General features: G+C 58.7%; 27 protein-coding genes. 13 read left to right on the forward strand and 14 right to left on the reverse strand.

Going from position 1 to position 24,110, the window contains the following annotated elements:
- Positions 1 to 52: 52 nt before the first annotated feature.
- The 3 genes from purE to ACR0L1_RS03155 are packed head-to-tail and all read left to right on the forward strand — an operon-like array spanning position 53 to position 2,361.
- Complete coding sequence (purE, locus tag ACR0L1_RS03145; protein ID WP_480857089.1) at positions 53 to 538, forward strand: 5-(carboxyamino)imidazole ribonucleotide mutase; 486 nt, start codon at positions 53 to 55, stop codon at positions 536 to 538.
- Positions 535 to 1,290, forward strand: a complete 756-nt coding sequence (locus tag ACR0L1_RS03150; protein ID WP_170788173.1) for an NAD(P)-binding domain-containing protein — start codon at positions 535 to 537, stop codon at positions 1,288 to 1,290. The genes purE and ACR0L1_RS03150 overlap by 4 nt, the downstream gene beginning before the upstream one ends.
- 3 nt (positions 1,291 to 1,293) lie before the next feature.
- A complete protein-coding gene (locus ACR0L1_RS03155; RefSeq protein WP_480857091.1) occupies positions 1,294 to 2,361 on the forward strand; it encodes a 5-(carboxyamino)imidazole ribonucleotide synthase in 1,068 nt (355 codons plus the stop codon).
- Between the two features lie 62 nt (positions 2,362 to 2,423).
- On the opposite strand, the gene ACR0L1_RS03160 is transcribed toward ACR0L1_RS03155, so the two are convergent.
- The 6 genes from ACR0L1_RS03160 to ACR0L1_RS03185 all read right to left on the reverse strand — a co-directional run bounded on the left by ACR0L1_RS03160 (position 2,424) and on the right by ACR0L1_RS03185 (position 8,215).
- Positions 2,424 to 3,575 carry an alpha-D-ribose 1-methylphosphonate 5-triphosphate diphosphatase gene (locus ACR0L1_RS03160; protein ID WP_170769027.1) on the reverse strand — a complete coding sequence of 384 codons (1,152 nt, stop codon included), beginning with the start codon at positions 3,573 to 3,575 and terminating at the stop codon, positions 2,424 to 2,426.
- A complete protein-coding gene (locus tag ACR0L1_RS03165; RefSeq protein WP_480857093.1) occupies positions 3,572 to 4,345 on the reverse strand; it encodes an alpha/beta fold hydrolase in 774 nt (257 codons plus the stop codon). Before ACR0L1_RS03165 ends, ACR0L1_RS03160 begins: the two co-directional genes overlap by 4 nt.
- A gap of 38 nt (positions 4,346 to 4,383) precedes the next feature.
- The gene (locus tag ACR0L1_RS03170; RefSeq protein ID WP_480503299.1) at positions 4,384 to 5,226 is read right to left on the reverse strand and encodes a DMT family transporter; all 843 of its coding nucleotides are present in this window, start codon (positions 5,224 to 5,226) and stop codon (positions 4,384 to 4,386) included.
- A 178-nt stretch (positions 5,227 to 5,404) separates the two neighbouring features.
- On the reverse strand, positions 5,405 to 7,045 hold the full coding sequence (gene groL / locus ACR0L1_RS03175) for a chaperonin GroEL (protein ID WP_170440794.1): 1,641 nt from the start codon (positions 7,043 to 7,045) through the stop codon (positions 5,405 to 5,407).
- 55 nt (positions 7,046 to 7,100) lie between these two features.
- Entirely contained in the window at positions 7,101 to 7,388 is a 288-nt protein-coding gene (gene groES, locus ACR0L1_RS03180; protein ID WP_170352338.1) for a co-chaperone GroES, read from the reverse strand.
- A 152-nt stretch (positions 7,389 to 7,540) separates the two neighbouring features.
- Positions 7,541 to 8,215: a DUF2161 domain-containing phosphodiesterase gene (locus ACR0L1_RS03185; RefSeq protein WP_480857096.1), complete on the reverse strand. Its 675-nt coding sequence runs from the start codon at positions 8,213 to 8,215 to the stop codon at positions 7,541 to 7,543.
- Positions 8,216 to 8,354: 139 nt separating this feature from the next.
- Here ACR0L1_RS03185 and ACR0L1_RS03190 point away from each other — a divergent pair, with 139 nt between their 5' ends.
- From ACR0L1_RS03190 to ACR0L1_RS03225, 8 genes are all read left to right on the forward strand, one after another.
- Positions 8,355 to 9,335, forward strand: a complete 981-nt coding sequence (locus ACR0L1_RS03190; RefSeq protein ID WP_480503302.1) for a TraB/GumN family protein — start codon at positions 8,355 to 8,357, stop codon at positions 9,333 to 9,335.
- Positions 9,336 to 9,434: 99 nt separating this feature from the next.
- Positions 9,435 to 10,355, forward strand: a complete 921-nt coding sequence (locus ACR0L1_RS03195) for a manganese-dependent inorganic pyrophosphatase (RefSeq protein WP_170788168.1) — start codon at positions 9,435 to 9,437, stop codon at positions 10,353 to 10,355.
- A gap of 130 nt (positions 10,356 to 10,485) precedes the next feature.
- On the forward strand, positions 10,486 to 11,562 hold the full coding sequence (locus ACR0L1_RS03200; RefSeq protein ID WP_170788167.1) for a DUF389 domain-containing protein: 1,077 nt from the start codon (positions 10,486 to 10,488) through the stop codon (positions 11,560 to 11,562).
- Between the two features lie 106 nt (positions 11,563 to 11,668).
- Positions 11,669 to 12,544 (forward strand): TIGR01459 family HAD-type hydrolase, encoded by an 876-nt coding sequence (locus ACR0L1_RS03205; protein WP_480857098.1) that lies wholly within the window; start codon positions 11,669 to 11,671, stop codon positions 12,542 to 12,544.
- Positions 12,545 to 12,644: 100 nt separating this feature from the next.
- The gene (locus tag ACR0L1_RS03210; RefSeq protein WP_170352332.1) at positions 12,645 to 13,088 is read left to right on the forward strand and encodes a MaoC family dehydratase; all 444 of its coding nucleotides are present in this window, start codon (positions 12,645 to 12,647) and stop codon (positions 13,086 to 13,088) included.
- A gap of 47 nt (positions 13,089 to 13,135) precedes the next feature.
- On the forward strand, positions 13,136 to 14,068 hold the full coding sequence (locus tag ACR0L1_RS03215) for a bifunctional riboflavin kinase/FAD synthetase (protein WP_480857099.1): 933 nt from the start codon (positions 13,136 to 13,138) through the stop codon (positions 14,066 to 14,068).
- Complete coding sequence (locus tag ACR0L1_RS03220) at positions 14,065 to 14,538, forward strand: YcgN family cysteine cluster protein (protein ID WP_170783791.1); 474 nt, start codon at positions 14,065 to 14,067, stop codon at positions 14,536 to 14,538. The genes ACR0L1_RS03215 and ACR0L1_RS03220 overlap by 4 nt, the downstream gene beginning before the upstream one ends.
- Positions 14,538 to 15,572, forward strand: coding sequence for a threonine aldolase family protein (locus tag ACR0L1_RS03225; protein WP_480857101.1), 1,035 nt, complete (start codon positions 14,538 to 14,540; stop codon positions 15,570 to 15,572). Before ACR0L1_RS03220 ends, ACR0L1_RS03225 begins: the two co-directional genes overlap by 1 nt.
- Before the next feature lie 40 nt (positions 15,573 to 15,612).
- On the opposite strand, the gene ACR0L1_RS03230 is transcribed toward ACR0L1_RS03225, so the two are convergent.
- Both ACR0L1_RS03230 and ACR0L1_RS03235 read right to left on the reverse strand, forming a co-directional pair.
- Positions 15,613 to 16,425 carry an alpha/beta fold hydrolase gene (locus ACR0L1_RS03230; protein WP_331252225.1) on the reverse strand — a complete coding sequence of 271 codons (813 nt, stop codon included), beginning with the start codon at positions 16,423 to 16,425 and terminating at the stop codon, positions 15,613 to 15,615.
- A gap of 8 nt (positions 16,426 to 16,433) precedes the next feature.
- Positions 16,434 to 17,036 carry a DsbA family protein gene (locus tag ACR0L1_RS03235; protein WP_480503307.1) on the reverse strand — a complete coding sequence of 201 codons (603 nt, stop codon included), beginning with the start codon at positions 17,034 to 17,036 and terminating at the stop codon, positions 16,434 to 16,436.
- Between the two features lie 108 nt (positions 17,037 to 17,144).
- Between ACR0L1_RS03235 and ACR0L1_RS03240 the strand changes: the two genes are divergently transcribed.
- Positions 17,145 to 18,164 carry a ribose-phosphate pyrophosphokinase gene (locus ACR0L1_RS03240; protein WP_170753405.1) on the forward strand — a complete coding sequence of 340 codons (1,020 nt, stop codon included), beginning with the start codon at positions 17,145 to 17,147 and terminating at the stop codon, positions 18,162 to 18,164.
- A 60-nt stretch (positions 18,165 to 18,224) separates the two neighbouring features.
- Positions 18,225 to 18,665 carry a ribose 5-phosphate isomerase B gene (gene rpiB / locus ACR0L1_RS03245; RefSeq protein WP_170769000.1) on the forward strand — a complete coding sequence of 147 codons (441 nt, stop codon included), beginning with the start codon at positions 18,225 to 18,227 and terminating at the stop codon, positions 18,663 to 18,665.
- A 12-nt stretch (positions 18,666 to 18,677) separates the two neighbouring features.
- Here the strand turns inward: rpiB and ACR0L1_RS03250 are convergent, their stop codons facing one another.
- From ACR0L1_RS03250 to ACR0L1_RS03275, 6 genes are all read right to left on the reverse strand, one after another.
- Complete coding sequence (locus ACR0L1_RS03250) at positions 18,678 to 19,028, reverse strand: H-type lectin domain-containing protein (RefSeq protein ID WP_170788160.1); 351 nt, start codon at positions 19,026 to 19,028, stop codon at positions 18,678 to 18,680.
- 117 nt (positions 19,029 to 19,145) lie between these two features.
- Positions 19,146 to 19,556, reverse strand: a complete 411-nt coding sequence (locus ACR0L1_RS03255) for a F0F1 ATP synthase subunit epsilon (RefSeq protein WP_170768998.1) — start codon at positions 19,554 to 19,556, stop codon at positions 19,146 to 19,148.
- Between the two features lie 12 nt (positions 19,557 to 19,568).
- Positions 19,569 to 20,993 carry a F0F1 ATP synthase subunit beta gene (gene atpD / locus ACR0L1_RS03260; RefSeq protein WP_170783779.1) on the reverse strand — a complete coding sequence of 475 codons (1,425 nt, stop codon included), beginning with the start codon at positions 20,991 to 20,993 and terminating at the stop codon, positions 19,569 to 19,571.
- A 20-nt stretch (positions 20,994 to 21,013) separates the two neighbouring features.
- Positions 21,014 to 21,892, reverse strand: coding sequence for a F0F1 ATP synthase subunit gamma (locus tag ACR0L1_RS03265; RefSeq protein WP_170788159.1), 879 nt, complete (start codon positions 21,890 to 21,892; stop codon positions 21,014 to 21,016).
- Positions 21,893 to 21,904: 12 nt separating this feature from the next.
- A complete protein-coding gene (gene atpA / locus ACR0L1_RS03270; protein WP_170788158.1) occupies positions 21,905 to 23,443 on the reverse strand; it encodes a F0F1 ATP synthase subunit alpha in 1,539 nt (512 codons plus the stop codon).
- Positions 23,444 to 24,004, reverse strand: coding sequence for a F0F1 ATP synthase subunit delta (locus ACR0L1_RS03275; RefSeq protein WP_170352320.1), 561 nt, complete (start codon positions 24,002 to 24,004; stop codon positions 23,444 to 23,446).
- Between the last annotated feature and the right edge of the window lie 106 nt (positions 24,005 to 24,110).

Here is a 24,110-nt window from a genome sequence, read left to right on the forward strand (position 1 = left end):
TACGGATTTGGCTATAGTGCGCGCTCTTTCATCAGGCAGGGGCGTAAAGCGGATGAGCGATGTGAAAGTGGGGATCATCATGGGCAGCCAATCGGACTGGCCCACGATGAAAGAGGCCGCCGATATTCTGGGCGAGTTGGGCATTGCCTATGAAAAGCGTATCGTGTCCGCCCACCGTACCCCTGACCGTCTATGGGACTATGGCAAGACCGCAGTGTCGCGTGGCCTGCATGTGATCATCGCAGGAGCCGGAGGGGCGGCGCACTTACCGGGTATGATGGCCTCAAAAACCCGCGTGCCAGTGATTGGCGTGCCGGTACAGACGCGCGCCTTGTCGGGTGTCGATTCCCTCTATTCCATCGTTCAGATGCCCAAGGGGTTTCCTGTGGCGACCATGGCGATTGGCGCCGCCGGTGGGGCCAATGCAGGCCTGATGGCAGCTGGCATTCTGGCTTTGCAGGATGACGCTCTGGCGCAGCGGCTGGATGCGTGGCGCGCAGCGCTGTCGGCCTCGATCCCGGAAGAGCCACAAGGATGAGCCGTGTCGGGTTCATCGGCACCGGCCACATCGCAGCGCCAATTGCCCGGCTGCTGGCCCGTAAAGGGCATGAGATTTATGTGACCGAGCGTAACGCCACCGTGTCGGCAGCACTGAAGGTCGACATCAACGCAACGGTCGGCGATCCGCAATCGGTGATCGACCAGTCCGAGATCGTGTTCCTGTGTCTGCGTCCGCATGTTGCAACGGATGTGCTGGCCCCCCTGTCCTTTCGGGCCGACCATCGGATCGTTTCGGTGATGGCGGCAGTGTCCGAGGCGGATCTCAGGTCGCTCTGCGCCCCTGCGGGGGATTTCGTGCAGACGATCCCTCTGGGCTTTTTGGAACAGGGCGGTTGCCCCTTGGCGGCTTATGGGAACGATGATCTGTTGGCGGGTCTGATGGGCCCCGAAAACCCGGTTGTGAAGGTAGCCAATGAGGCCTCGCTTAATGCTCATTTTGCTATCTGCGCGATGGTTCCGGGTGTTCTAGATCTGCTGACCACCGGCGTGGATTGGCTAACCGAACAGACCGGCGATGCGGATGGTGCGGAATTCTACACGACCCAATTGATGGCTGGTTTCCTGGCCAGCATGGAAAAGGGTCAGGCTGGTCGGCTTGCCGCCGAACGCGATGCGCTGGCAACCGACGGAACACTGAGCTTGCAAATGACGCGAACCCTGCAAGCGGGCAAGGCCCATGCGGCCCTGCGCGACGCCCTGACTGCAATCGGCAAACGGCTGGAGACCTGAAGAATGACGGACATGCTTGCACCCGGAGCCACGATTGGCATCCTTGGCGGTGGACAACTGGGCCGGATGCTGTCCGTTGCCGCAGCGCGACTGGGCTTTGTGACGCATATATTCGAGCCTGGCGCGAACCCGCCCGCTGGTCAGGTCGCAGACCGCGTGACCACAGCCGCCTATGACGATGCCGACGCCCTGCGCGCCTTTGCCGAGTCGGTCGATATTATCACCTATGAGTTCGAGAACATCCCGACCGAGGCTCTGGACCTGCTGGAGGCACACCGCCCCATTCGCCCGGGCCGCGAGGCGTTGCGAGTCAGTCAGGATCGGCTGACCGAGAAGAACTTTCTGCAAGGGCTGGGCCTACAAACCGCGCCTTTTGCCGATATCACCGATCTGGGCAGCCTGAAATCCGCGATTGAGGAAATCGGCACGCCCGCGATCCTGAAAACCCGCCGCTTTGGTTATGATGGCAAGGGGCAAGCCCGGTTGCGCGCGCCCGAAGATGCCGAGGCTGCTCTGGCCGATATGGAGGGTGCACCAGCGATCCTTGAAGGGTTTGTAGAGTTTAGCCACGAAGTCTCGATCATCGCCGCACGCGGGCTGGATGGTCAGGTCGCCTGTTTCGATCCCGGCGAGAATGTCCACCGCGATGGTATCTTGCATACTACGACTGTCCCGGCCCGACTGCCTCCGGCGCAGCGCACCGATGCGGTGCTGTTGGCAGCCAATATCCTGAACGCGCTGGACTATGTGGGCGTCATGGGGGTCGAGCTGTTCGTGACCGCGCGCGGATTGATCGTGAATGAGATTGCGCCGCGGGTGCATAACTCGGGCCACTGGACGCAGAACGGTTGTGCTGTGGATCAGTTCGAACAGCATATCCGCGCGGTCGCCGGGTGGCCCTTGGGCGACGGTCAGCGCCATAGTGATGTGGTGATGGAGAACCTGATCGGCGATGACATGGATCGGGTGCCTGATTTGGCGAGAGAGCGCGATGTAGCCTTGCATCTTTACGGTAAGGCCGAGGTCAAGGCAGGCCGCAAGATGGGGCATTTCAACCGCATTTTGCGCTAGGAAATCGCGCTGGTGCGCGATGCCTCCGGCGGGGATATTTTTAGCCAGATGAAGTTTGCGGATCAAACAAGGAACCGGGCCGCGATATCCCCGGCCATATAGCTGAAGCGCCCCTCTGCCATGGTCGCGGCAACGCGGTGGGTTTGTTTGTCCAAAATGGTCAGATCCGCGCGTTTTCCGGGGGCGAGCGTACCTCGGTCATTCAGACCCAGAACGCGCGCAGGGCCCGAGGACACAAGCGCCCAAGCCTCGGCAAAATCCAACAAACCTGACTTAGCCAGCATCAGTGCGGCGCGGCGGGGGCTTGGGTAATGATAGTCAGAGGCCAACGCATCACAGAGCCCCATCGTGATCAGGTCCAACGCGCTGACATTGCCTTTATGCGAGCCCCCGCGCACCACATTGGGCGAGCCGAGAATGATATGGTCCCCTGCGGCGCGAGCGGTTTCGGCAGCTTCGAGCGTTTCGGGGAATTCCGATATCTTCGCCCCACGCGCGCGCCAATCTGCGCGGGTTTGGGCAGTGGCATCGTCATGGCTGCCCATGCGCACGTTTTGCTTTTCCAACACCGTGCACAAGCTATCCAATGCCATTGGAACCTCTGATCCCCGCGCGTGCATGGACAGCAGCATTTCGAAATGCATTTCAGGGTTACGCCCAGCCTTCAACGCCTGCCCGGTCAGACGCGGTGGTTTGCGCCCTTCGGCAAGGCGATCATGCGGCAGATGGTCGTTGAACACGACATAGGGCACCTGCCACGCCGCAATTCGCTCCGGCAAATCAACATAGTCGTCCAGCATATGCGTCTCGAACCGTAGCTGGGGCAACAGATCGGTCACAACGCTGTCTCTGACGGACGCAATTGCATCAAAGACCTGCCCTGCAAATTCGGGACCGCGCACGCCGCCCTCCCAACTGTAAAACTGCGCCAGCACGGCGGTGGTAATGCCATTGGCCGCCAGTTCGGCCTCGACCGCCAGAATACCCTCATCCATCTGTTTCATCGCCCCACGGCGCGGCGCGATGTGACGTTCGAACCCATCCCCGTGCAGGTCGATAATGCCGGGTAAAACGAGAAATCCGTTTAGGTCAACGGCGCGGCCAGCGCGATCGGGTTGAATGACTCCTTTTGCAAGCGACAAATTAGCTAAGGCCAGACCGTCCCCTGGCAACAGAACCTCGGCGCCGGTGAACGTCAGGGCCAGATCGCTCATTCCGAGGGTTCCGATTCTGGTTCTGAGCAATCCCAACCGAGGCAGATCTCATCTATGATGGCTTGCACGCCATCCAGCCATGTAATCTGAGGGTCAAACTGGCCGAATTCGATGAAATGCAGTGCTTGCGCCATCACGCGAGGATTGTTCATCATAAAAGTATGGGTCACGGGCAGAACGATATGGTCCTTCATGCCCTCGACCTTGGTCGTCTCGACCGAGACCTTACCGTCATCTTTGCCCTCGATCAGCGATGAAAACAGCGGGTTCAGCGAATTTTCACCGGCGATCACCCCAAGTTCGAAGTCCACCGGCGGCAACTTGCGCGGGATACCCTCGGGACCTGTGCCCAACGCCAGCCCGGCAGGGCCGTTCAGGATACCAAAGACCTCGTAGGCGCTTAACTCATCCACCAGTTGGCTACCCTGATTGGGCGGGCCAAGCATGACCACGCGGCCCAGGTTTTCGGGTATGTTGTCCTGCAACCAGAAACGCAACAGGATACCCCCCATGGAATGCGCCACCACGTTGACGGTATCGTCACCACAAGCCGCAAAGGCATCTGGCAGGGTCTGAGCCGCCAATTCGGCAATCGGCAGATCGGTCGAGGGATATCCGGGCCGCACAACAGTGTAGCCATGCGCCTGAAAGAGTTGCTCCATCACCGTAAAGGACGCCTCGGTCCGGGCAAGCCCGTGCAGCAACACCACACATTTCGCATGGGCCGCGGCGGGCAACAAAAACAGAATAATGGCCAACACATATCTCATAGCGGCCAGATAAGGGCAAAGCGGGCGCGATGAAACCCCTAGCGCCGCGACAGGCGCAGAACAGCCAACGCAATGCCACCCAGAACCAGCGCGGCACCAAGGATCAGACGTAGGCTGGCGGTTTCACCCAACAAGGCAACGCCCCCCACAATGGCAATGATCGGCACGCTCAACTGCACAACGGCGGCGGTCGTCGGGGCCAGCTGCGGCAGAACCCTATACCACAGGGCATAGCCCATCCCAGATGTCACACCGCCAGACAAAGCGGCCAGTACATACCCGGTGGCTGTCATGTTCCACTCTCCTCCAACCAGCAACAACGCTAGCCCTGTGATAGGCAGAGCAACGACGAAATTGGCGGCTGTTCCGGCCAGCGCATCTGGTTCGGACCGGCCAACCAGCGAATAGATTGCCCATCCGACCCCTGCCGCAATCATCAATGCCGCTCCCACCGGGTTCACCTGAATCTCTCCGCTCGGCCACAGAACCCATGCCAGACCAGCCAAAGCGATACCAGCTCCTGCGATCTGCCGTGCGCTAGGCGCCGACCCCGTGACGGATGTCACCGCGAACATGGTGATCTGAACGACACCGAACAGGATCAAAGCGCCCAGCCCGGCATCTAAAGTCAGATAGGCCAGCGAAAACCCAATCATATACAGCGACAAAGACCCCGCCCCTGCAATGCGTCGGACATTGCGCAAAGGCAGCGCCCCGCCCCGCAAAAAAACAAGCCCAGCCAACACCACTGCCCCGGCCAACACACGCACGATGGCAAACCCGGCAGGGTCGCTCGCGCCGCTCTCAATGGCCAAACGGTTGAGGATCGAATTCGCCGCAAAGGCACACATAGTCAGGGCAGTCAGCAAAAACAGTCGCATTTCCACCGCATAGCGTGTTCGGACGCATTTGCACACTCACATTCCCGGCGACAAACCGTGTCCGCCCTTCTTCTGTTCAAAAATACCTCCGCCGGAGGCATGTCCGCGCAGCGGGCATTCCAAACGAAACGGGGCCGCCCGAAGGCGACCCCGTTCCTAAGTGCTTAGCTTAAGCAGCTTACATCATGCCGCCCATGCCGCCCATGTCGGGCATGCCGCCAGCAGCGGGTGCGTCTTTCTGGGGCTTGTCGGCAACCATTGCTTCGGTAGTGACCAGCAGGCCAGCAACCGATGCTGCATCTTCCAGTGCAGTACGGACAACTTTGGCCGGGTCAATCACGCCGAACGAGAACATGTCGCCATATTCTTCGGTCTGCGCGTTGAAGCCGAACGCTGCGTCGCCGCTTTCGCGGACTTTGCCAGCAACAACTGCACCGTCAACGCCTGCGTTTTCAGCGATCTGGCGTAGCGGCGCTTCGATTGCCTTACGAACGATGTTGATTCCTGCGTTCTGGTCAGCGTTTGCACCTTCCAGAGCTTCCAGTGCTTTACCGGCCTGAACCAGAGCAACACCGCCGCCCACGACAACGCCTTCCTGCACAGCAGCGCGGGTCGCGTTCAGAGCATCGTCCACACGGTCCTTACGCTCTTTCACTTCAACTTCGGTCATGCCGCCGACGCGGATAACAGCAACACCGCCTGCCAGTTTGGCAACGCGCTCTTGCAGCTTCTCACGGTCGTAGTCCGACGAGGTTTCTTCGATCTGAGTGCGGATCTGAGCAACACGTGCTTCGATCTCGGCTTTCTCGCCTGCACCGTCGACGATGGTGGTTTCGTCTTTGGTGATTTCGATCTTCTTGGCGGTGCCCAGCATGTCCATGGTGACGGACTCGAGCTTCATGCCCAGATCTTCGCTGATGACCTGACCGCCGGTCAGGATCGCGATGTCCTGCAGCATGGCTTTGCGGCGATCGCCGAAACCCGGTGCTTTGACAGCAGCAATTTTCAGGCCGCCGCGCAGTTTGTTGACAACCAGAGTTGCCAGCGCTTCGCCTTCAACGTCTTCGGCAATGATCAGCAGCGGCTTCTGCGATTGGATAACCTGCTCCAGCAGCGGAACCATCGGCTGCAGCGAGGACAGTTTCTTTTCGTGCAGTAGGATCATGCAGTCGTCGAGCTCTGCGATCATCTTGTCTGCGTTGGTGACGAAGTAAGGCGACAGGTAGCCGCGGTCGAACTGCATACCTTCGACAACATCGGTCTCGGTTTCCAGACCTTTGTTTTCTTCGACGGTGATAACGCCTTCGTTGCCAACTTTCTGCATCGCGTCTGCGATCTGCTGGCCGATTTCGGCTTCGCCGTTGGCCGAGATGGTGCCAACCTGAGCAACTTCTGCCGAGTCTTTGACTTCACGCGAGGCCGACTTGATGCCTTCGACAACCTTGGCAGTTGCCAGGTCGATGCCGCGCTTCAAGTCCATCGGGTTCAGGCCAGCAGCAACCTGCTTCAGACCTTCGCGAACGATTGCTTGAGCCAGAACAGTTGCAGTGGTGGTGCCGTCACCGGCTTCGTCATTGGTGCGGCTGGCGACTTCTTTCACCATCTGCGCGCCCATATTTTCGAACTTGTCTTCCAGTTCGATTTCCTTGGCAACCGAAACACCGTCTTTGGTGATGCGCGGTGCGCCGAAGGATTTGTCCAGAACCACGTTACGGCCTTTGGGGCCCAGGGTCACTTTAACAGCATCGGCCAGGATGTTTACGCCTGCCAGCATGCGGTTACGGGCATCGGTGTCGAACTTGACGTCCTTTGCAGCCATGTCGTTTCTCCTTGAGAAATAAGTTGTAAATGAAGATCAGAGTGAAGCGCGCGGCTTACTCGATGATCCCCATGATGTCGCTTTCTTTCATCATCAGCAGCTCTTCGCCGTCGACCTGAACCTCGGTGCCCGACCATTTGCCGAACAGGATCTTGTCGCCAGCTTTCACAGCCATTGCGATCAGCTCGCCGCTGTCCTTGCGTGCGCCTTCGCCGGTTGCGACGACTTCGCCTTCGCTGGGCTTTTCTTTTGCGCTGTCAGGAATGATCAGGCCGCCTGCGGTTTTTTCTTCGCTTTCGGTACGGCGAACCAGCACGCGGTCATGAAGCGGTTTCAATGCCATCTTTGCAGCTCCTTGGGCTCAAAGTTGTTAATCCTCCCCTCGCCGGATGGCGGGGCGTTAGCACTCATGCTTGTCGAGTGATAACGACGCATAGCTAGGGGGTGCAATTCCCCGAGTCAACAAGCTGTGAAGGATTTTTTGGACCTCCGCCCCTATTCGGGGTGATCCCAACTGTAGGCCCAGTGTTTCAGACCGTCCCGCCCTGCGTCTGACAAGGCATAAACGCCCTTTTCAACTTTGTCGAACCACCCGTAGTGATTGGTACGCATCAGCCTTGTCGCCTCGGTCACGCCCGTCGCCTTGGCTACGTCAGATCCCTTTGTCGCCCCACACTCGGCCAAATGCGCCGCACATTTCAGCGCATCCTGTCGATAGGCAGTAACAATCCCATGACGCGTGGCCCCGCCCGCATTGGGGTCGCCCTCCAAGCGGTCAAACTCGCGCAGCAGCCGCCCCTTTCGCGTCTTGCTCATACGGGGAGCATAGAGTCCCGGATCGCATTGCACTTCAACCGCGCCATCAGCGCGTACGGTAATCAAACCCAGCCCCAGACGTCGGCACAAGGCCAGATTGTCCTTCAGAGCCCGCCGAGCGCTGCGACCTTTGGGTTTGAGCACCCCGATATAAACCTGATCCGTCACCTTCAGCCGCGCGATCGCCTGATGAAACAAGGCCAGCGAGAACCGCAACTTCAACTCGACAATCACCGGATCTTCCCCAGCGCGCACGGCGACTATATCGGCAGCACCTACCTCACCCTTGACGGTGTAACCTTGACGCTCCAACAACGCTTTGATGGGGGGGTAAAGATCCTGCTCACGCTCCATACGGCCATGCTAGGGGATTTGCTGTGGAATGCCAGACACAGATCGGACCGGCGGCGCTTTGCACCGCTTGATCCCATGCCTTGCGCAATGCAAGGTCGCAGCACATATAAAAAAGTCCGAGGTTTGAAGGGTGGCTCCAATGCGTTTTCTGTTCGTCTTCATTTGTCTATTTCTACCGCTGAGCGCTTATGCGGCCTGCGAGGGGCGCGACCTGCGCCCGGAATTATCGGCTGAAATGCAGGATCAGATTCAACAGGCGCTCGTTGATTTCCCCTACCCCGAAGGCAATCACTGGATCGCCACCAAGGACGGTGCAACCCTGCATCTGATTGGCACCGTTCACACCAATGACGCCCGCATGGACGCGGTGGTCGAGCGGCTAGAGCCAACGCTCAGCCAGGCGGATTCGTTTTTTTTCGAAGTGACCAAGGCCGAGATGGACGCCTTTCAGCAAGGTTTGGCTAAAGATCTGAGCCCGGTTCTGATCACCTCGGGCCCGACGCTGATTGACATGATCCCCGCCGAGCAGTGGGAGACCCTGTCACAAGGTCTAGCCGATCGCGGCATCCCAAGCTGGATGGGGGCCAAAATGCGCCCCTGGTTTCTCAGCATGACTTTGGGCGTGCCGCCCTGCATGGTGCACGAACCGAACGCCAGTTACGGAATGGATGCCCGTCTGACCGATTTGGCGGCCGAATACGACATCCCTCAGTTCTCGCTTGAGACAACGGCGGAATTGATGGCGATGTTCAACGAATTCCCGATGGAGCAGCAGGTGCAATCCCTCGTCCGAATGGCAGACGCCTTCGAAAGCAGCGAAGACCAGCTGGCCACGATGCTGAACGCCTATCTCGAAGAGAAACACGGCGAAATCCTACAATTCGCGCGGTTGCAGGGGCTTGAGACCTCGGGCCTGACGGAAGAGATTTTCGACGAGGAATGGGACGGGTTCGAAGAACAGCTTCTGATCGGGCGCAACAATAACTGGATGGCGCATATTCTGGACATTCAGGACCAGACTGCCGTGATCGCGGTCGGCGCTGGACACCTTGGTGGAGAACATGGCCTTCTGAACCTGTTGGAACAGGCTGGCTACACTCTGGAGCGCGGGCCGTTCTAAGCCGGTTTTACCTATCGTCGCAGTGTAACCGAGACCGGGTGACAAGCGCGCCTGACCACCCTATAAGGCGCGCAAATTTACCATCCTCAGGACGCTGACATGACAACCCTCGTATTTGGACATAAATCCCCCGACACCGATTCCACCGGCTCCCCGATCCTGTGGTCGTGGTATCTGAACGAAGTCAAAGGTGAACAGGCTGAACCCGTACTGCTGGGTGAACCCAACACCGAGGCCGCCTTTATGCTGCAGCGCTGGGACCTGCCCAAGCCGCGTATTATCGCCGACGTGGACGCGGACGTACCAGTTGTAATCGTTGACACCAACAACCCCGCCGAACTGCCCGCCAACGTCAACAGCGCAGACATCCGCGCCATCATCGACCACCACAAGCTGGTCGGCGGACTGGAAACCAAAGGCCCAATCGACATCACCGTGCGCCCACTGGCCTGCACCGCGACGATCATGGTTGACCTGATGGGCGACGACGCTGCCAAAATGCCTGACGCCGTCAAAGGCGCGGCGTTGACCTGCATCCTGTCGGACACGCTGGAATTCCGCTCGCCCACCACCACCGCCCATGACCGTGCAGTGGCTGAAAAACTGGCGGCTGAACTGGGTCTGGACGTTTCGGCCTATGCGGCTGACATGTTTGCCGCTAAGTCGGACGTATCCTCGTTCTCGGACGCCGAACTAATCCGCATGGACAGCAAGGAATACGAAGTCGACGGCACCAAATTCCGCGTTTCAGTTCTGGAAACCACCGCTCCGGGCGTCGTTCTGGACCGCAAAGACAGCCTGGCAGCGTCGATGGTGGATGTTGCCAAGGAAGACGGCGTTGATCAGGTATTGCTGTTTGTCGTCGACATCCTCAACGAAGAAGCCACCCTGCTTGTGCCCAATGACCTTGTGAAAGGCGTGGCCGAGAAGAGCTTTGGTGCGTCAGTCGACGGTGACGCCGTGGTTCTGCCCGGAATCATGAGCCGGAAAAAGCAGATCATCCCCAACCTCAAAGTGTGATCTTCGTTGCACCACAAACAAAAGGCGCCTGTATCGGGGCGCCTTTTTTCGTTAAGACACAAGATTTTGCATAGAGCGTATCCGTTGATAGTCTGGTGCGGATAGTCTTGCTTGGGTCTTGGTCGCAGGAATGAGTAAACGAAAATTCAGCACCACCAGGGACATCCTTCGGTTCGAAGGGCATGACCGAGCGGCGTATTGGCGCAGATTTGCGATGCTTTTGACACTGTCGGTTGTGATCGCGACCATGGGGATGCTTCGCGATTCAGGCGCAGTGGTGATTGCCGCAATGTTGGTCGCACCGTTGATGACACCGATACTGGGCATAGCTGCCTCGATGGTCATGGGGTGGCTGGGACGTGCGTTCAAGCTTGCCTTGATTGTAAGCGGGGCGGCAGTTATCTGCGTCTTTCTGGCCTGGTTTCTTGTCTATATCGCCGATGTTCCCCGCGGAATTCTAATCCCTGATCAGGTTCTGGCGCGTACCGATCCCGGGACTGAAGATCTGATCGTTGCCTTGGCGGCTGGCGTCGCCGGAGCGTATGTGCAGATAAATCGATCGGAAGTTAGCCTGCTGCCAGGTGCTGCGATCGGCGTGTCTTTGGTGCCCCCGTTATCCGCCTCGGGGGTATTGATGTATTTTGAAGAAGCGGCTGAAGCTTATGAGGCCGGCTTGCTGTTCGCAACAAACCTTGGGGCGATCATCCTATCGGCTTGCGCGGTTTACATCGTGTACGCTGCTCGTTCGGTGGTTTTCAGCAAGGGGCGTCGCAAGCTGAACTTTACTGCCAGCGTCGTTGTGACCTTGGCGTTCTTGACCTTCGTTGTCATTCAATTGGGCAAGTCGACATATAACCGCTATCTGGAAACCCGGACCGAAGCGCAATTGGCACAGACAATTCGCGATTGGGCTGATCCAGTCTCGGTCGAGATTGTTCGCGTCGACGTCAACGCTCAACGCAAGCAAGCCGATATCTGGCTGATCGTTGACCTGCCAATTGAAGCCGCGTTCAAGGTGTCTTCAATCGCAGGCCTCCTGCCGGAAAGCCTGCGCGAGAAACCCCTGGTCGACGTACTGCGCAACGAGTTGGGGCCGGGTTATCTGGTTGTCGTTCGCTTTCAGAACAGGATCGGCGCCCAGATCATTCTAGGTACTGAAAACGTTCAACTGGCACCGGATGTCGAGGAAATCAGTGAAGACAACTGAACGTATACGGCTATTCAATCAGAAAAGTTGCAGCTGGGATGGTCAAAAGACCGAAGCTTTGACATAGCTGGCACAACTTCGACTCCAGAGCCCCGGGGGCAGCTCAATGACTCAGATTATTCACAAACTTGATGAAATCTCCGATCGCTACAAAGCGCTGTTTGTCGACCTCTGGGGCTGTGTGCATAACGGCATAACCGCCTATCCCGAAGCCGTGGCAGCGCTTCAAGGTTATCGCGCCAAAGGGGGCATTGTTGTTCTGGTCACCAACTCGCCCAAGCCCCGCGCGGGGGTGGCCGAGCAACTGAAACAATTCAACGTTCCCAACGACGCCTATGATACGATCGCCACAAGCGGAGACTCGGCGCGCTCAGCTATGTTTCGAGGCGCTGTAGGCGAAAAAGTTTACTTCATGGGAGAATGGGCGCGCGATGCTGGCTTTTTCGAGCCGCTGAAGATTTTGCACCACCCAATTCAGATCGAGCGTGTGCCACTGGATCAGGCCGAAGGGATTGTCTGCTGTGGACCATTCGATCCGATGGCCGACCCTGACGTCAACCGCGCGGATTTACTTTACGCTAAGCAGAAGGGCATGAAACTTCTCTGCGCCAATCCAGATATCGTGGTCGACCGGGGCGAGGTTCGGGAATGGTGCGCGGGCGCTCTGGCCAAGCTTTACACCGAGATGGGGGGCGAGAGCCTTTACTTCGGCAAGCCGCATCCGCCGATCTATGATCTGGCACGTCGGCGACTGCAGGAGTTGGGTCATGATATCCCTGACGGCGATATTCTGGTGATCGGCGACGGACCGCATACCGACATTCTGGGCGGTATGGGTGAGGGGATTGATTCTCTGTTCATCTCGGGCGGCTTGGCGGCGGCGGAAACTAAAACGTCGCACCATCCGCATCACGAATCCCTAACTGATTATATCGCAAGGGAAAACATCAACCCCACCTTCACAATCGGCCGCTTGCGCTAGTCAGAAAAGACTTGATTTTCTGCAGCTGCGAAGTAATAAAGTTACCCAACTTGGGTGACTTTGGTTTTTTTGTTGCCCATTGAAATCGAGTGAGGGTGACATGTTGGACAATCTTCCGCGCGGCACGATCTGTATTGAAGACATCGAAATGGGCATGACCCGCCACCTGCGCAAAGTGGTGACGGACGAAGATATCGAAATGTTCGCGCAGGTCTCAACCGACCGCAACCCGGTGCATCTTGATGACGATTATGCCCGCGACACGATCTTTGAGGGGCGCATTGCCCACGGGATGCTGACGGCGGGGCTGATCTCGGCTGTGATAGGGGAACAACTGCCGGGCCACGGCACAGTTTATATGGGGCAGTCGCTGAAATTCCTGGCCCCGGTCCGCCCCGGTGACATGGTCTATGCCGAGGTAAAGGTGATCGACATCGACTTTGCCAAGCGCCGGGTCAAGCTGGATTGCCACTGTGCGGTAGACGGCAAAAAGGTGTTGATGGGCGAGGCTATGGTGCTGGCGCCATCGCGCAAGTTCGACTGACGTCTCAGACCCTTGAACCTGCCTCGCAGTCCCGCTAGGCAGGCGCTATGCGCATTATCCGGGATTTCCAGTTTGTTGAGCCGCAGGACCGTGGTGCCAGTGTCGCCATCGGTAATTTTGACGGCGTGCATATCGGCCACCGCTCTGTGATCGAACTGGCCCGCAACGCCGCGCCAGACGCGCCACTGGGTGTGATGTCGTTCGAGCCACATCCGCGGGAGTATTTTGCACCCGACAGCCCCCCTTTTCGCCTGATGCGCGGCAATGCCCGTGCGCACCGTTTGCAGAAGCTGGGAGTTCAGAAGCTCTATGAATTACCCTTTAACGCGGCGCTGGCCGGGCTGACGCCCGAAGAATTCGCACGCAATGTGATCTGTGACGGGCTGGGGCTGTCGCATGTGGTGGTCGGGGCCGACTTCTGTTTTGGCAAAGGCCGCAGCGGCACCGCCGATGATCTGGTGCGGTTTGGGGCCCAGATGGGTTTCGGTGCCACCATCGCCCCCTTGATGGAGCGGTCGGAAAACGTCGTGTCTTCGACCGCGATCCGTACTGCGCTGTCGGAAGGTCGCCCCCGGGATGCCGCCGCGATGCTGGGCCACTGGCACCGGATCGAGGGCGAGGTGATTGGCGGCGAACAGCGCGGGCGCGAGTTGGGCTATCCCACCGCGAATATGTCGATCGAGGGACTGCACCCGCCGAAATTCGGCGTCTATGCGGTGCTGGTTGATGTGCTGGATGGCCCGCATCAAGGCAGCTATCACGGCGCGGCCTCGGTGGGCACGCGCCCCATGTTTAACGGCGAAGTCCCCAATATCGAGACGTTCCTGTTCGATTTCTCGGGTGATCTTTATGGCGCGACGCTCTCGGTTGGTCTGGTCGATTACCTGCGCCCCGAGATGACGTTTGACGGGTTGGACGGGCTGATCACCCAGATGGATGCCGATTGCGAAAAGGCCCGTGCGCTACTGGCGGCGCTATGACCACCGACCCGATTGACCGCAACGGCCTGTCCGCCCGCTTCTGGGAACGCAAACCGTTGACCAAGATGAACCAGCGCGAGTGGGAGGCGCTGTGCGACGGCTGCGGTAAGTGCTGTCTGAACAAGCTGGAAGACGAAGACACTGGCGAGGTTGCCCTGACCTGCGTCGCCTGCCGGCTGCTTGACGATGAGACCTGCCGTTGCACCCAATACGACATCCGCCACCAATTCGTGCCGGAATGCATCGTGATGACGCCCGATAATATCGATGAACACGCCTATTGGCTGCCCCAGACCTGCGCCTATCGGCTGCTGTGGGAGGGCAAACCCCTTTACGACTGGCACCCTTTGATATCTGGTACGCCCGACAGCGTACACGCCGCCGGGGTCTCGGTTCAGGGGCGCACGGTGTCCGAGTTCGAAACCCCCATGGAAGAGTGGGAAGACTATATCATCGAGGAGCCCAACTGATGTATTTCGCTTCTGACAATTCCGGGCCGGTTCACCCGCAAGTGATGGCCGCGTTGAGCGCCGCGAATGAGGGCTATCAGATGGCCTACGGGGCCGACACGCTGATGAACGAGGTGCGCGACCGTATCCGTGGTATCTTTGAAGCGCCGGGGGCAGCTGTCTATCTGGTTGCGACCGGGACGGCAGCGAATTCTTTGGCTCTGTCGACGCTGGCGAACCCGTGGGACACCGTGTTTTGTTCCCCCGTTGCGCATATTCATGAGGACGAGTGCAACGCCCCGGAATTCTACAGCGGCGCCAAGCTGACGCTGGTGCCCGGTGGTGACAAGATGACGGCAGACGCATTGCGCAGAACCATTCTGGCCGAAGAAACTCGCGGTGTGCATGGGCCGCAACGCGGGCCAGTCTCGATCACGCAGGTGACCGAGCGAGGTTCGGTTTATTCGCTGGAAGAGTTGCAGGCGCTGTGCGGTGTTGCCAAGGAATACGGCCTGCCGGTGCATCTGGACGGTGCGCGGTTCACCAATGCGCTGGTCGCGCTGAACTGTTCCCCCGCCGAGATGACGTGGAAGTCGGGGGTTGATGCGGTCAGCTTTGGCGGCACAAAGAACGGGCTGATGGGGGCCGAGGCGGTGGTCTTTTTCGATGAGGCCAAAGCCTGGGAATTCGAGCTGCGCCGCAAGCGCGGCGCGCATCTGTTTTCGAAACACCGTTATTTGTCGGCTCAGATGGCCGCGTATCTGCAGGATGATCTGTGGTTGAGGATGGCGCGGCAGGCCAATGACAACTGCGCACGTCTGGCGGATGGGCTGCGGGCCAAGGGGGCCTCATTCTTGCATGAACCGCAGGCGAACATGATCTTCGCAGAATTCTCGCGCGCCCAGCACAAACAGCTGCACGAGGCCGGAGCGGTCTATCATCTGTGGGGGGCCGAATTGGAAGGTGCGGATGATGCAGAGCCGCTGGCCTGTCGGCTGGTGTGTGACTGGTCACTGCCGTCCGAAGAGATCGACCGGTTTTTGGGTTTGATCTGAAGCTGGTTGGGGGCTCTGCCCCCAAACCCCCGAGGTATTTTCAAACAGAAGAAGACTGTAGGCTTTGCCAAAATGATGTGATCTGCGCAGCGGTTTCTCTGGGGTGCGAGATCGGCAGCATGTGGCCTGCGCTTTCTACAGTAACCTTGGACGCATTGGGCAGGCGTCTTTGCAATCCCCGGGCAATCGCAGGCATGACCGGATGAGAGTTGCCGCCCGCCATGAGCAATACAGGTGCTTTGGCCCCGAGCAGCGCTTCTGGTTTCAGGAGGCCTTTTGTGTCCTGGAACAGAGACTGCTCCACATCTGGAACAACCCGGATCCCCCGGATCATCGCCGCGCGCGTTTTCTCGGGCATGTCCGGCCAACGCGGGCTGTCATCTGTGCTCCACATACGGTTGAACAGACGGGCTGCCAACGGCATGTCTCCGGCTTTCAACGCCTCCACATATGGCTGGGCTGCCATGTCATGCTGAGCCAACAAATCAGGTGCGTCCTGGGCGGCAACGGCGAAAAACACGGGCTCGATCAAGACAACACTGCGCACCAGATTTGGGTGTTCTACAGCAAGCCGTAGGGCAATCATTGCGCCAAAGGAATGCCCGATCAGATCCATCGGCTGGGTTAGTTGAGCAGCAGACAGCGCCGTAGTCAGGTCGAAGAAATCTGACTGCCCGTCCCAATCAGGGCTCATGCCATGTGACAGCATATCGGGTGCAACGAATGTAGCCTGTGTGCCGATACAAGACGCAAGACCAGCCCACGCCCCTGAATGCGCAATCGTGCAATGCAAGGCGAGCACACTGCGCTCGCCTTTCCCTAGATTGCGGACATAGATGGAGGAAGAGGCCACCCCGTCCTTCACCCTTTCATCTCGGACAGGTGGCGGTCCAGATCTTCGAGCCGATCCTGACCCCAGAACCGTTGTCCATCCTCGGTAATATAGAACGGCGCGCCAAAGGCACCGCTGTCCACGGCCTGTTCCAGATTGGCGGCATAGGTTTCGGCACCGTCCAGCAACCCGCTATCCGCGAGGTTCGGGTCGAACCCGGCTGCCGACAGGCAATCGCGGATCACGTCATCCTGCGCGATGTCCTTTTCCTCGGCCCAGCAGGCGCGCAGGAAGGAATGGACCAGCTTGCCCACATCGCCTGAGCCATCCTTGGCCGCCGCGATCACGGCATAGGACGATGGCGCCATGTTCGTCGGCCAATGTGCGGGTTGAATGTTGAATTCCATCCCCAGATTTTTGGCCTGACGCTGCAATTCCTGTGCTCGGTATTCGGTGCGCGAAATATGCCGGTCCTTGGGTGGGGTGCCTCCGGTCCGGCCAAACAGGGCCATGATATCCAGTGGTTTGTAGTTAATTGTCGCGCCATGTTTCGCGGCCACCTCTTCCAACCGGGTTCCGGCCAGATAGGTGAAGGGCGAAATTGTCGCAAAATAGTAGTCTATGGTGGCCATGTTCACTTTCTCCGCTGCGTTATCTTTGCGAGACGGTAAGGCCATGCTAAGCGGTGTCAACATCACGAATCTGTCACATTAGCCTTTGCTGCCCGGGGACCTCAGCCGATGCCGACACTCAACGAACCCAAGCTGATCGCTGGGAACGCCAATCTTCCGCTTGCCCAGACCATTGCACGCCGCATGAGCCTGTATCGCGGCGTTGACCAGGGGTTGGTTGACGCGCGGGTCGAACGTTTTAACGACGGCGAGATTTTCGTCGAAGTGTTCGAGAATGTACGCGGCGAGGATATGTTCATCGTCCAGCCGACTTCGAACCCGGCAAACGATAACCTGATGGAACTGCTGATCATCGCCGACGCGCTGCGCCGCTCATCCGCGCAGCGGATCACTGCCGTGATCCCTTATTTCGGCTATGCCCGTCAGGACCGTCGCACCAAGGCGCGCACGCCGATTTCCGCCAAGCTGGTTGCCAACATGCTGACCGGCGCCGGGATCGAGCGGGTTCTGACGATGGACCTGCACGCTGCCCAGATTCAGGGGTTCTTTGATATCCCGGTGGACAACCTTTATGCCTCACCGATCTTCGCGCTGGATGTGAAAAACCAGTTCAAGGACCAGATGGATGAGATCATGGTGGTCTCACCCGATGTGGGCGGTGTGGCCCGCGCGCGTGAATTGGCCAAGCGGATCGAAGCGCCGCTGTCGATCGTGGATAAGCGGCGCGAGAAGGCCGGCGAAGTGGCTGAGATGACCGTCATTGGCGACGTCAAAGACAAGATCTGCCTGATCGTGGACGACATGTGCGATACTGCCGGAACCCTTTGCAAGGCGGCTCAAGTGCTGCTGGATAACGGCGCGAAAGAGGTGCATTCCTATATCACCCACGGTGTCATGAGCGGCCCGGCGGTTGAGCGTGTGACAAACTCGGTGATGAAATCACTGGTTCTGACCGACACAATCCAACCCACCAAAGAAGTCGCCAAAGCCAAAAATATCCGCATTGTTCCGACAGCGCCCATCTTTACGCAGGCGATCCTGAACATTTGGAACGGCACCTCGGTCTCGTCGCTGTTCGAGGACAAGACCCTGACCCCGATCTACGAATCCATGTACCACATGGACTGATCTGAACGGGCGGCCTTGCAGCCGCCCTTTTTCGTGACCCCTCTAAGGCAGGAGCTTTCCGTGACAGCCCCCAAACGCATCGTTCTTTCCAGCGACCACGCCGCCATCGAGCTGCGCCAAGCGGTTGCCAAACATATCGCGGACCAAGGATGGGAGGTCATGGATATCGGCCCTCAAACACCTGAGAGCACGCATTATCCGATCCACGGCAAAGCCGCCGCTGACGCCGTTGCCTCGGGTGATTGCGCACTGGGTATCATCCTTTGCGGCACGGGACAGGGCATCATGATGGCGGCGAACAAGGTCCCCGGCATTCGCTGCGGTGTGTGTTCCGACGCGTTCTCAGCCCGGATGATCCGCCAGCATAACGACGCCAACATGCTGTCCATCGGTGCACGCGTCGTAGGTGAAGGTCAGGCGCTGGATATCGTGGATGCTTTCCTTGGAGCCGATTTCGAAGGCGGCCGTCACGCAACACGGGTGGACATGATCGAATCCTGAAACGTCGGATGGCTAGGAGATGTCCCAGTCATCCTCATGCGCCACCTCTCCGATCGCTGTCCAGGACATCCTGATCCGCGCGATGCGGGTGTCTGACCAAGTGCGGAAAACGGCGCTGAAGCCTTCGGCTGAGATATCCTCGGCCTTGACCTCGGCGCGCAGGGCGGTGGTTGTGTCCACATCCCATAGGGATATGCCAACCTGAACCGCTGGCGTGGTCCTGAACGGCTGGCTGAACGTAACAGCCGCGCGCCGTTCTCGGGTTCCGTTGCCTGTCCACATGTCCCCGCCATTGGAAAATTCGGAAAACAGTACAGTCTCGCCTTGGTCGATACCAATCGGGTGGGTGCGAAATGTCTTCATCTTTATCGTCTATAACCATTTACACTGAAAACTTAATCTGAGACTTCAAGCAAATCACGACAAAAAAACGGCCCCGCATTGCGAGGCCGTTTCGAATGATCCATTTGCAACAAGCCGTTACAGGCTCATATGCGTCCCAAGCGCTTCCATGTCGGCAAGCAGTTTGGCTGCATCGTCAACGATGGACTGATCGTCCCCGGCCTTTGCGGCCTCGTGCGAGGCGCGGGCTTCAGCGATCAGGTCATCCAGATGCGACCGGGTCACTTCGGCAACCGGTATGGCTTTTTCAGCCAGAACCGACAGGCCGTCGCCGTTGATCTGGGCAAACCCGCCAGTGACCAGGTATTCGCTGGCTCCGGCAGGTGCCTCAACCTTCAGCAGACCGGGGCGTAGCGTGGTGATGGTGGGGGCATGATCGGGCATTGCCGTCATGTCCCCGTCCGCGCCGGGTAGCTGGACCGCGGTGGCCTCAAGCGAAGCAAGGCTCCGCTCTGGGCTGACGAGGTCGAATTGCATCGTGTTTGCCATCAGGGATACTCCTTAGGCGGCTTCTGCGGCCATCTTTTCCGCTTTGGCGATCACTTCGTCGATGCCACCAACCATCAGGAAGGCCGCTTCGGGCAGGTGATCATATTCGCCAGCCACAACGGCTTTGAACGACGAGATGGTGACATCCAGAGGAACCTGAACGCCCGGCGAACCGGTGAAAACCTCGGCCACGTCGAACGGCTGCGACAGGAAGCGTTCGATCTTACGGGCACGGGCAACGGTCAGTTTGTCTTCTTCCGACAGTTCGTCCATACCGAGGATGGCGATGATGTCCTGAAGCGACTTATAGCGCTGGAGGATCTGCTGAACGTCGGTTGCAACCGCGTAGTGCTCTTCACCAACGATGGCCGGGTCCAGAAGACGCGAGGACGAGTCGAGCGGGTCAACAGCCGGGTAGATACCCTTTTCCGAGATCGCACGGTTAAGAACGGTGGTTGCGTCCAAGTGAGCAAACGATGTTGCCGGCGCGGGGTCGGTCAAGTCGTCCGCGGGAACGTAGATGGCCTGCACCGAGGTGATCGAGCCCGACTTGGTCGAGGTGATGCGTTCCTGCAGGGCGCCCATGTCGGTGGCCAGCGTCGGCTGGTAGCCCACCGCCGAAGGAATACGACCCAGCAGAGCCGAAACCTCGGAGCCCGCTTGCGTGAAGCGGAAGATGTTGTCGACGAAGAAAAGAACGTCGGTACCGGACTGGTCGCGGAACTGCTCGGCCAGGGTCAGACCGGTCAAAGCAACACGCGCACGCGCACCCGGAGGTTCGTTCATCTGACCGTAGACCAGGGCCACCTGCGATTCCGACAGATTGTCGGGCTTGATGACGTTGGATTCGATCATTTCGTGGTACAGGTCGTTCCCTTCACGGGTCCGTTCACCAACACCCGCGAATACCGAGAAGCCCGAGTGCACTTTTGCGATGTTGTTGATCAGTTCCATGATCAGAACGGTTTTACCAACGCCCGCGCCACCGAAGAGGCCAATTTTACCGCCTTTGGCGTAAGGAGCCAGCAGGTCAACAACCTTGATGCCGGTCACAAGGATTTCCGACTCGGTCGACTGTTCCGCGAACTCAGGTGCGGGCTGGTGGATTGCGCGGGTTTCCGACGCAACAACGTCGCCTTTTTCGTCGATCGGCTCGCCGACCACGTTCAGGATGCGGCCAAGGGTGGCGTTGCCAACCGGAACCGAGATCGGTGCGCCGGTGTCGGTCACAACTTCGCCACGGACCAGACCTTCGGTCGCATCCATCGCGATGGTACGGACGGTGTTTTCACCCAGGTGCTGAGCAACTTCCAACACCAGGCGTTTGCCGTTGTTGGTGGTTTCCAGCGCGTTCAGAATTTCAGGCAGTGCGTCATCGAACTGCACGTCGACGACGGCCCCGATGATCTGTGTGACTTTGCCTTTTGCATTCGCCATGTTTCGTCTCCGGTATGTCTCTACAGCGCTTCGGCGCCGGAAATAATTTCAATCAGCTCGTTGGTGATCACGGCCTGACGCGAGCGGTTGAACTGGATCGTCAGCTTGTCGATCATCTCACCCGCGTTGCGCGTCGCGTTGTCCATCGCGGACATCCGTGCCCCCTGTTCAGACGCTCCGTTTTCGAGCAGAGCCGAGAAGATCGCGGTTGCAACCCCCTTGGGCAGCAGGTCGGCCAGGATAGCCTCTTCGCTGGGCTCATAGTCGAAAATGGCACCGCTGTCGTCACCTGCCGCGTCGTCCTCGAACGAGGCGGGGATGATTTGCTGTGCCGTCGGGATCTGGGTCACAACGTTGACGAACTTCGAGTAGAAGATCGTGGCAACATCGAACTCAGCCCCATCAAAGCGTGACAGTACGTCCTTGGCGATGTCTTGCGCGTTGGTGTAGCCAATGCGCTTGACCTCGCTAAGATCGACATGTCCAACGAACAGATCGCCCAAATCGCGCTTGAGCGCGTCGCGGCCTTTCTTGCCAACGGTCAGAACCTTGACCGTCTTGCCTTTGCCGCGCAGCTCTTCCGCCTTTTGGCGGGCCAGCTTGGCTATGTTCGAGTTGAAGCCGCCACACAGGCCGCGTTCAGCTGTCATCACAACCAGCAGATGGACATCATCGCTGCCCGTACCTCGGAGCAGCTTGGGGGCGCTGTCGCTGCCCCCGACCGAAGCCGCCAGCCCCGCCATCACGGCATTGAACCGCTCGGCATAAGGGCGTGAGGCTTCAGCAGATTCCTGGGCGCGGCGCAGTTTTGCAGCCGCGACCATCTGCATGGCCTTGGTGATCTTGCGGGTCGACTTGACCGACTCGATCCTGTTTTTAAGGTCCTTCAGACTAGGCATCGGAACCCCCTATCAAGCGAAGGTCGCGGCGTATTCGTCGATCGCTGCCTTGAGTTTGTCTGCTGCGTCACCTTTGATCTTCGGATCTTCGTCGGTGATCCACTTCAGCAGGTCAGCATGCTTGCCGCGCAGGTGCGACAGCAGACCGGCCTCGTAGCGGCCAACATCAGATACGTCGATCTTGTCGAGGTAGCCGTTGGTGCCTGCAAAGATAACGCAGACGATTTCCGCGTTTGTCAGCGGCGAGTACTGCGGTTGTTTCATCAGCTCGGTCAGGCGCGCACCACGGTTCAGCAGCTGCTGAGTTGCGGCATCAAGGTCGGAACCGAACTGCGCAAACGCAGCCATTTCGCGGTACTGAGCCAGCTCCAGTTTCACCGGACCGGCAACCGATTTCATCGCGTCAGTCTGAGCCGAGGAGCCCACGCGCGAAACCGACAGACCGGTGTTCACAGCAGGGCGGATACCCTGATAGAACAGTTCGGTTTCCAGAAAGATCTGACCGTCGGTGATCGAGATCACGTTGGTCGGAATAAACGCCGAAACGTCACCACCTTGCGTTTCGATAACCGGCAGAGCGGTCAGCGAGCCTGCACCAAAGTCTTCGTTCAGCTTCGCCGAACGCTCCAGCAGACGCGAGTGGAGGTAGAAAACGTCGCCAGGATAGGCTTCACGTCCGGGCGGACGACGCAGCAGCAGGGACATCTGACGATAGGACACAGCCTGTTTCGACAGGTCATCATAGATAATCAGCGCGTGGCGGCCGTTGTCGCGGAAGTATTCGGCCATCGCAGTCGCCGAGTAAGGCGCCAGGAACTGCATCGGCGCCGGGTCGGACGCGGTTGCGGCCACAACGATCGAGTATTCAATCGCGCCGGATTCTTCCAGTTTCTTCACCAGCTGTGCAACGGTCGAACGCTTCTGACCAACAGCCACGTAGATGCAGTACAGTTTCTTCGACTCGTCGTCGCCTGCTGCGTCGTTGTAGACTTTCTGGTTCAGGATGGTGTCCAGAGCAACGGCGGTTTTACCGGTCTGACGGTCGCCAATGATCAGCTCACGCTGGCCACGGCCGATCGGGATCATCGCGTCAACCGATTTCAGGCCAGTTGCCATCGGCTCGTGCACCGATTTACGCGGGATGATGCCGGGGGCTTTGACGTCAGCAACGCCACGCTTGGAGGCATTGATCGGGCCTTTGCCGTCCAGCGGGTTGCCCAGACCGTCAACAACGCGGCCCAGCAGCTCGTCACCGATCGGAACGTCCACGATCGAGTTGGTGCGCTTGACTGTGTCACCTTCTTTGATGTCACGGTCGGAACCGAAGATAACGACACCGACGTTGTCGCTTTCCAGGTTCAGGGCCATGCCCATGATGCCACCGGGGAATTCGACCATCTCACCGGCTTGCACATTGTCCAGGCCGTATACACGGGCAATCCCGTCACCGACGCTCAGCACGCGGCCGATCTCGGCCACTTCGGCTTCCTGACCAAAATTCTTGATCTGGTCCTTCAGGATTGCAGAAATCTCTGCAGCTTGGATTCCCATTTATCCGACCTCTTTCATTGCATTCTGTAGGGAGTTCAGCTTCGAACGGATCGAACTGTCGATCATCTTCGAGCCCACTTTAACGACAAGACCGCCGATGAGGCTTTCATCAACGGTCGCATTGATTGTTACGGTCTTGCCCACACGCTCGGACAGCGTCTTGGACAGTTTTTCCATCTGTGTCTTGGTCAGCGCTTTGGCCGAGGCAACATCGGCAGTCACTTCGCCACGCTCTTCGGCCAGCATGTCGCGCAGAACCTGCACCAGCTGCGGTACGACAAACAGGCGGCGTTTTTGTGCCATCAGGCCCAGCGTGTTGCGCAGGATGGCGTTCAGGCCCATTTTGTCGGCGATTGCGGTAATGGCGCCTTCCTGTTCGGCGCGCGAAACCAGAGGCGAAGCGATCAGGTTACGCAGTTCGGCGCTGTCGCCCAATGCTGCTGCCAGATCGTTAATTCCGGTCTCCAGACCTGCGAGGTCTTTATTCTCTTTCGCGATCTCGAAGATCGCGGTGGCATAGCGCTCGGCGATGCCTGTGGAAATCGAAGCTGGTTCGGACACGTCCACCCTTCCGATATTTGAGGCCCCGATTTCGGGTAGCGGCCGCTACCTTGGGGCGTGAGGAAACCCCGTCCTTTTAGGGCGGGGATCAAAATCACCGGGGATG

The organism is Ruegeria sp. J8, assembly GCF_056531925.1.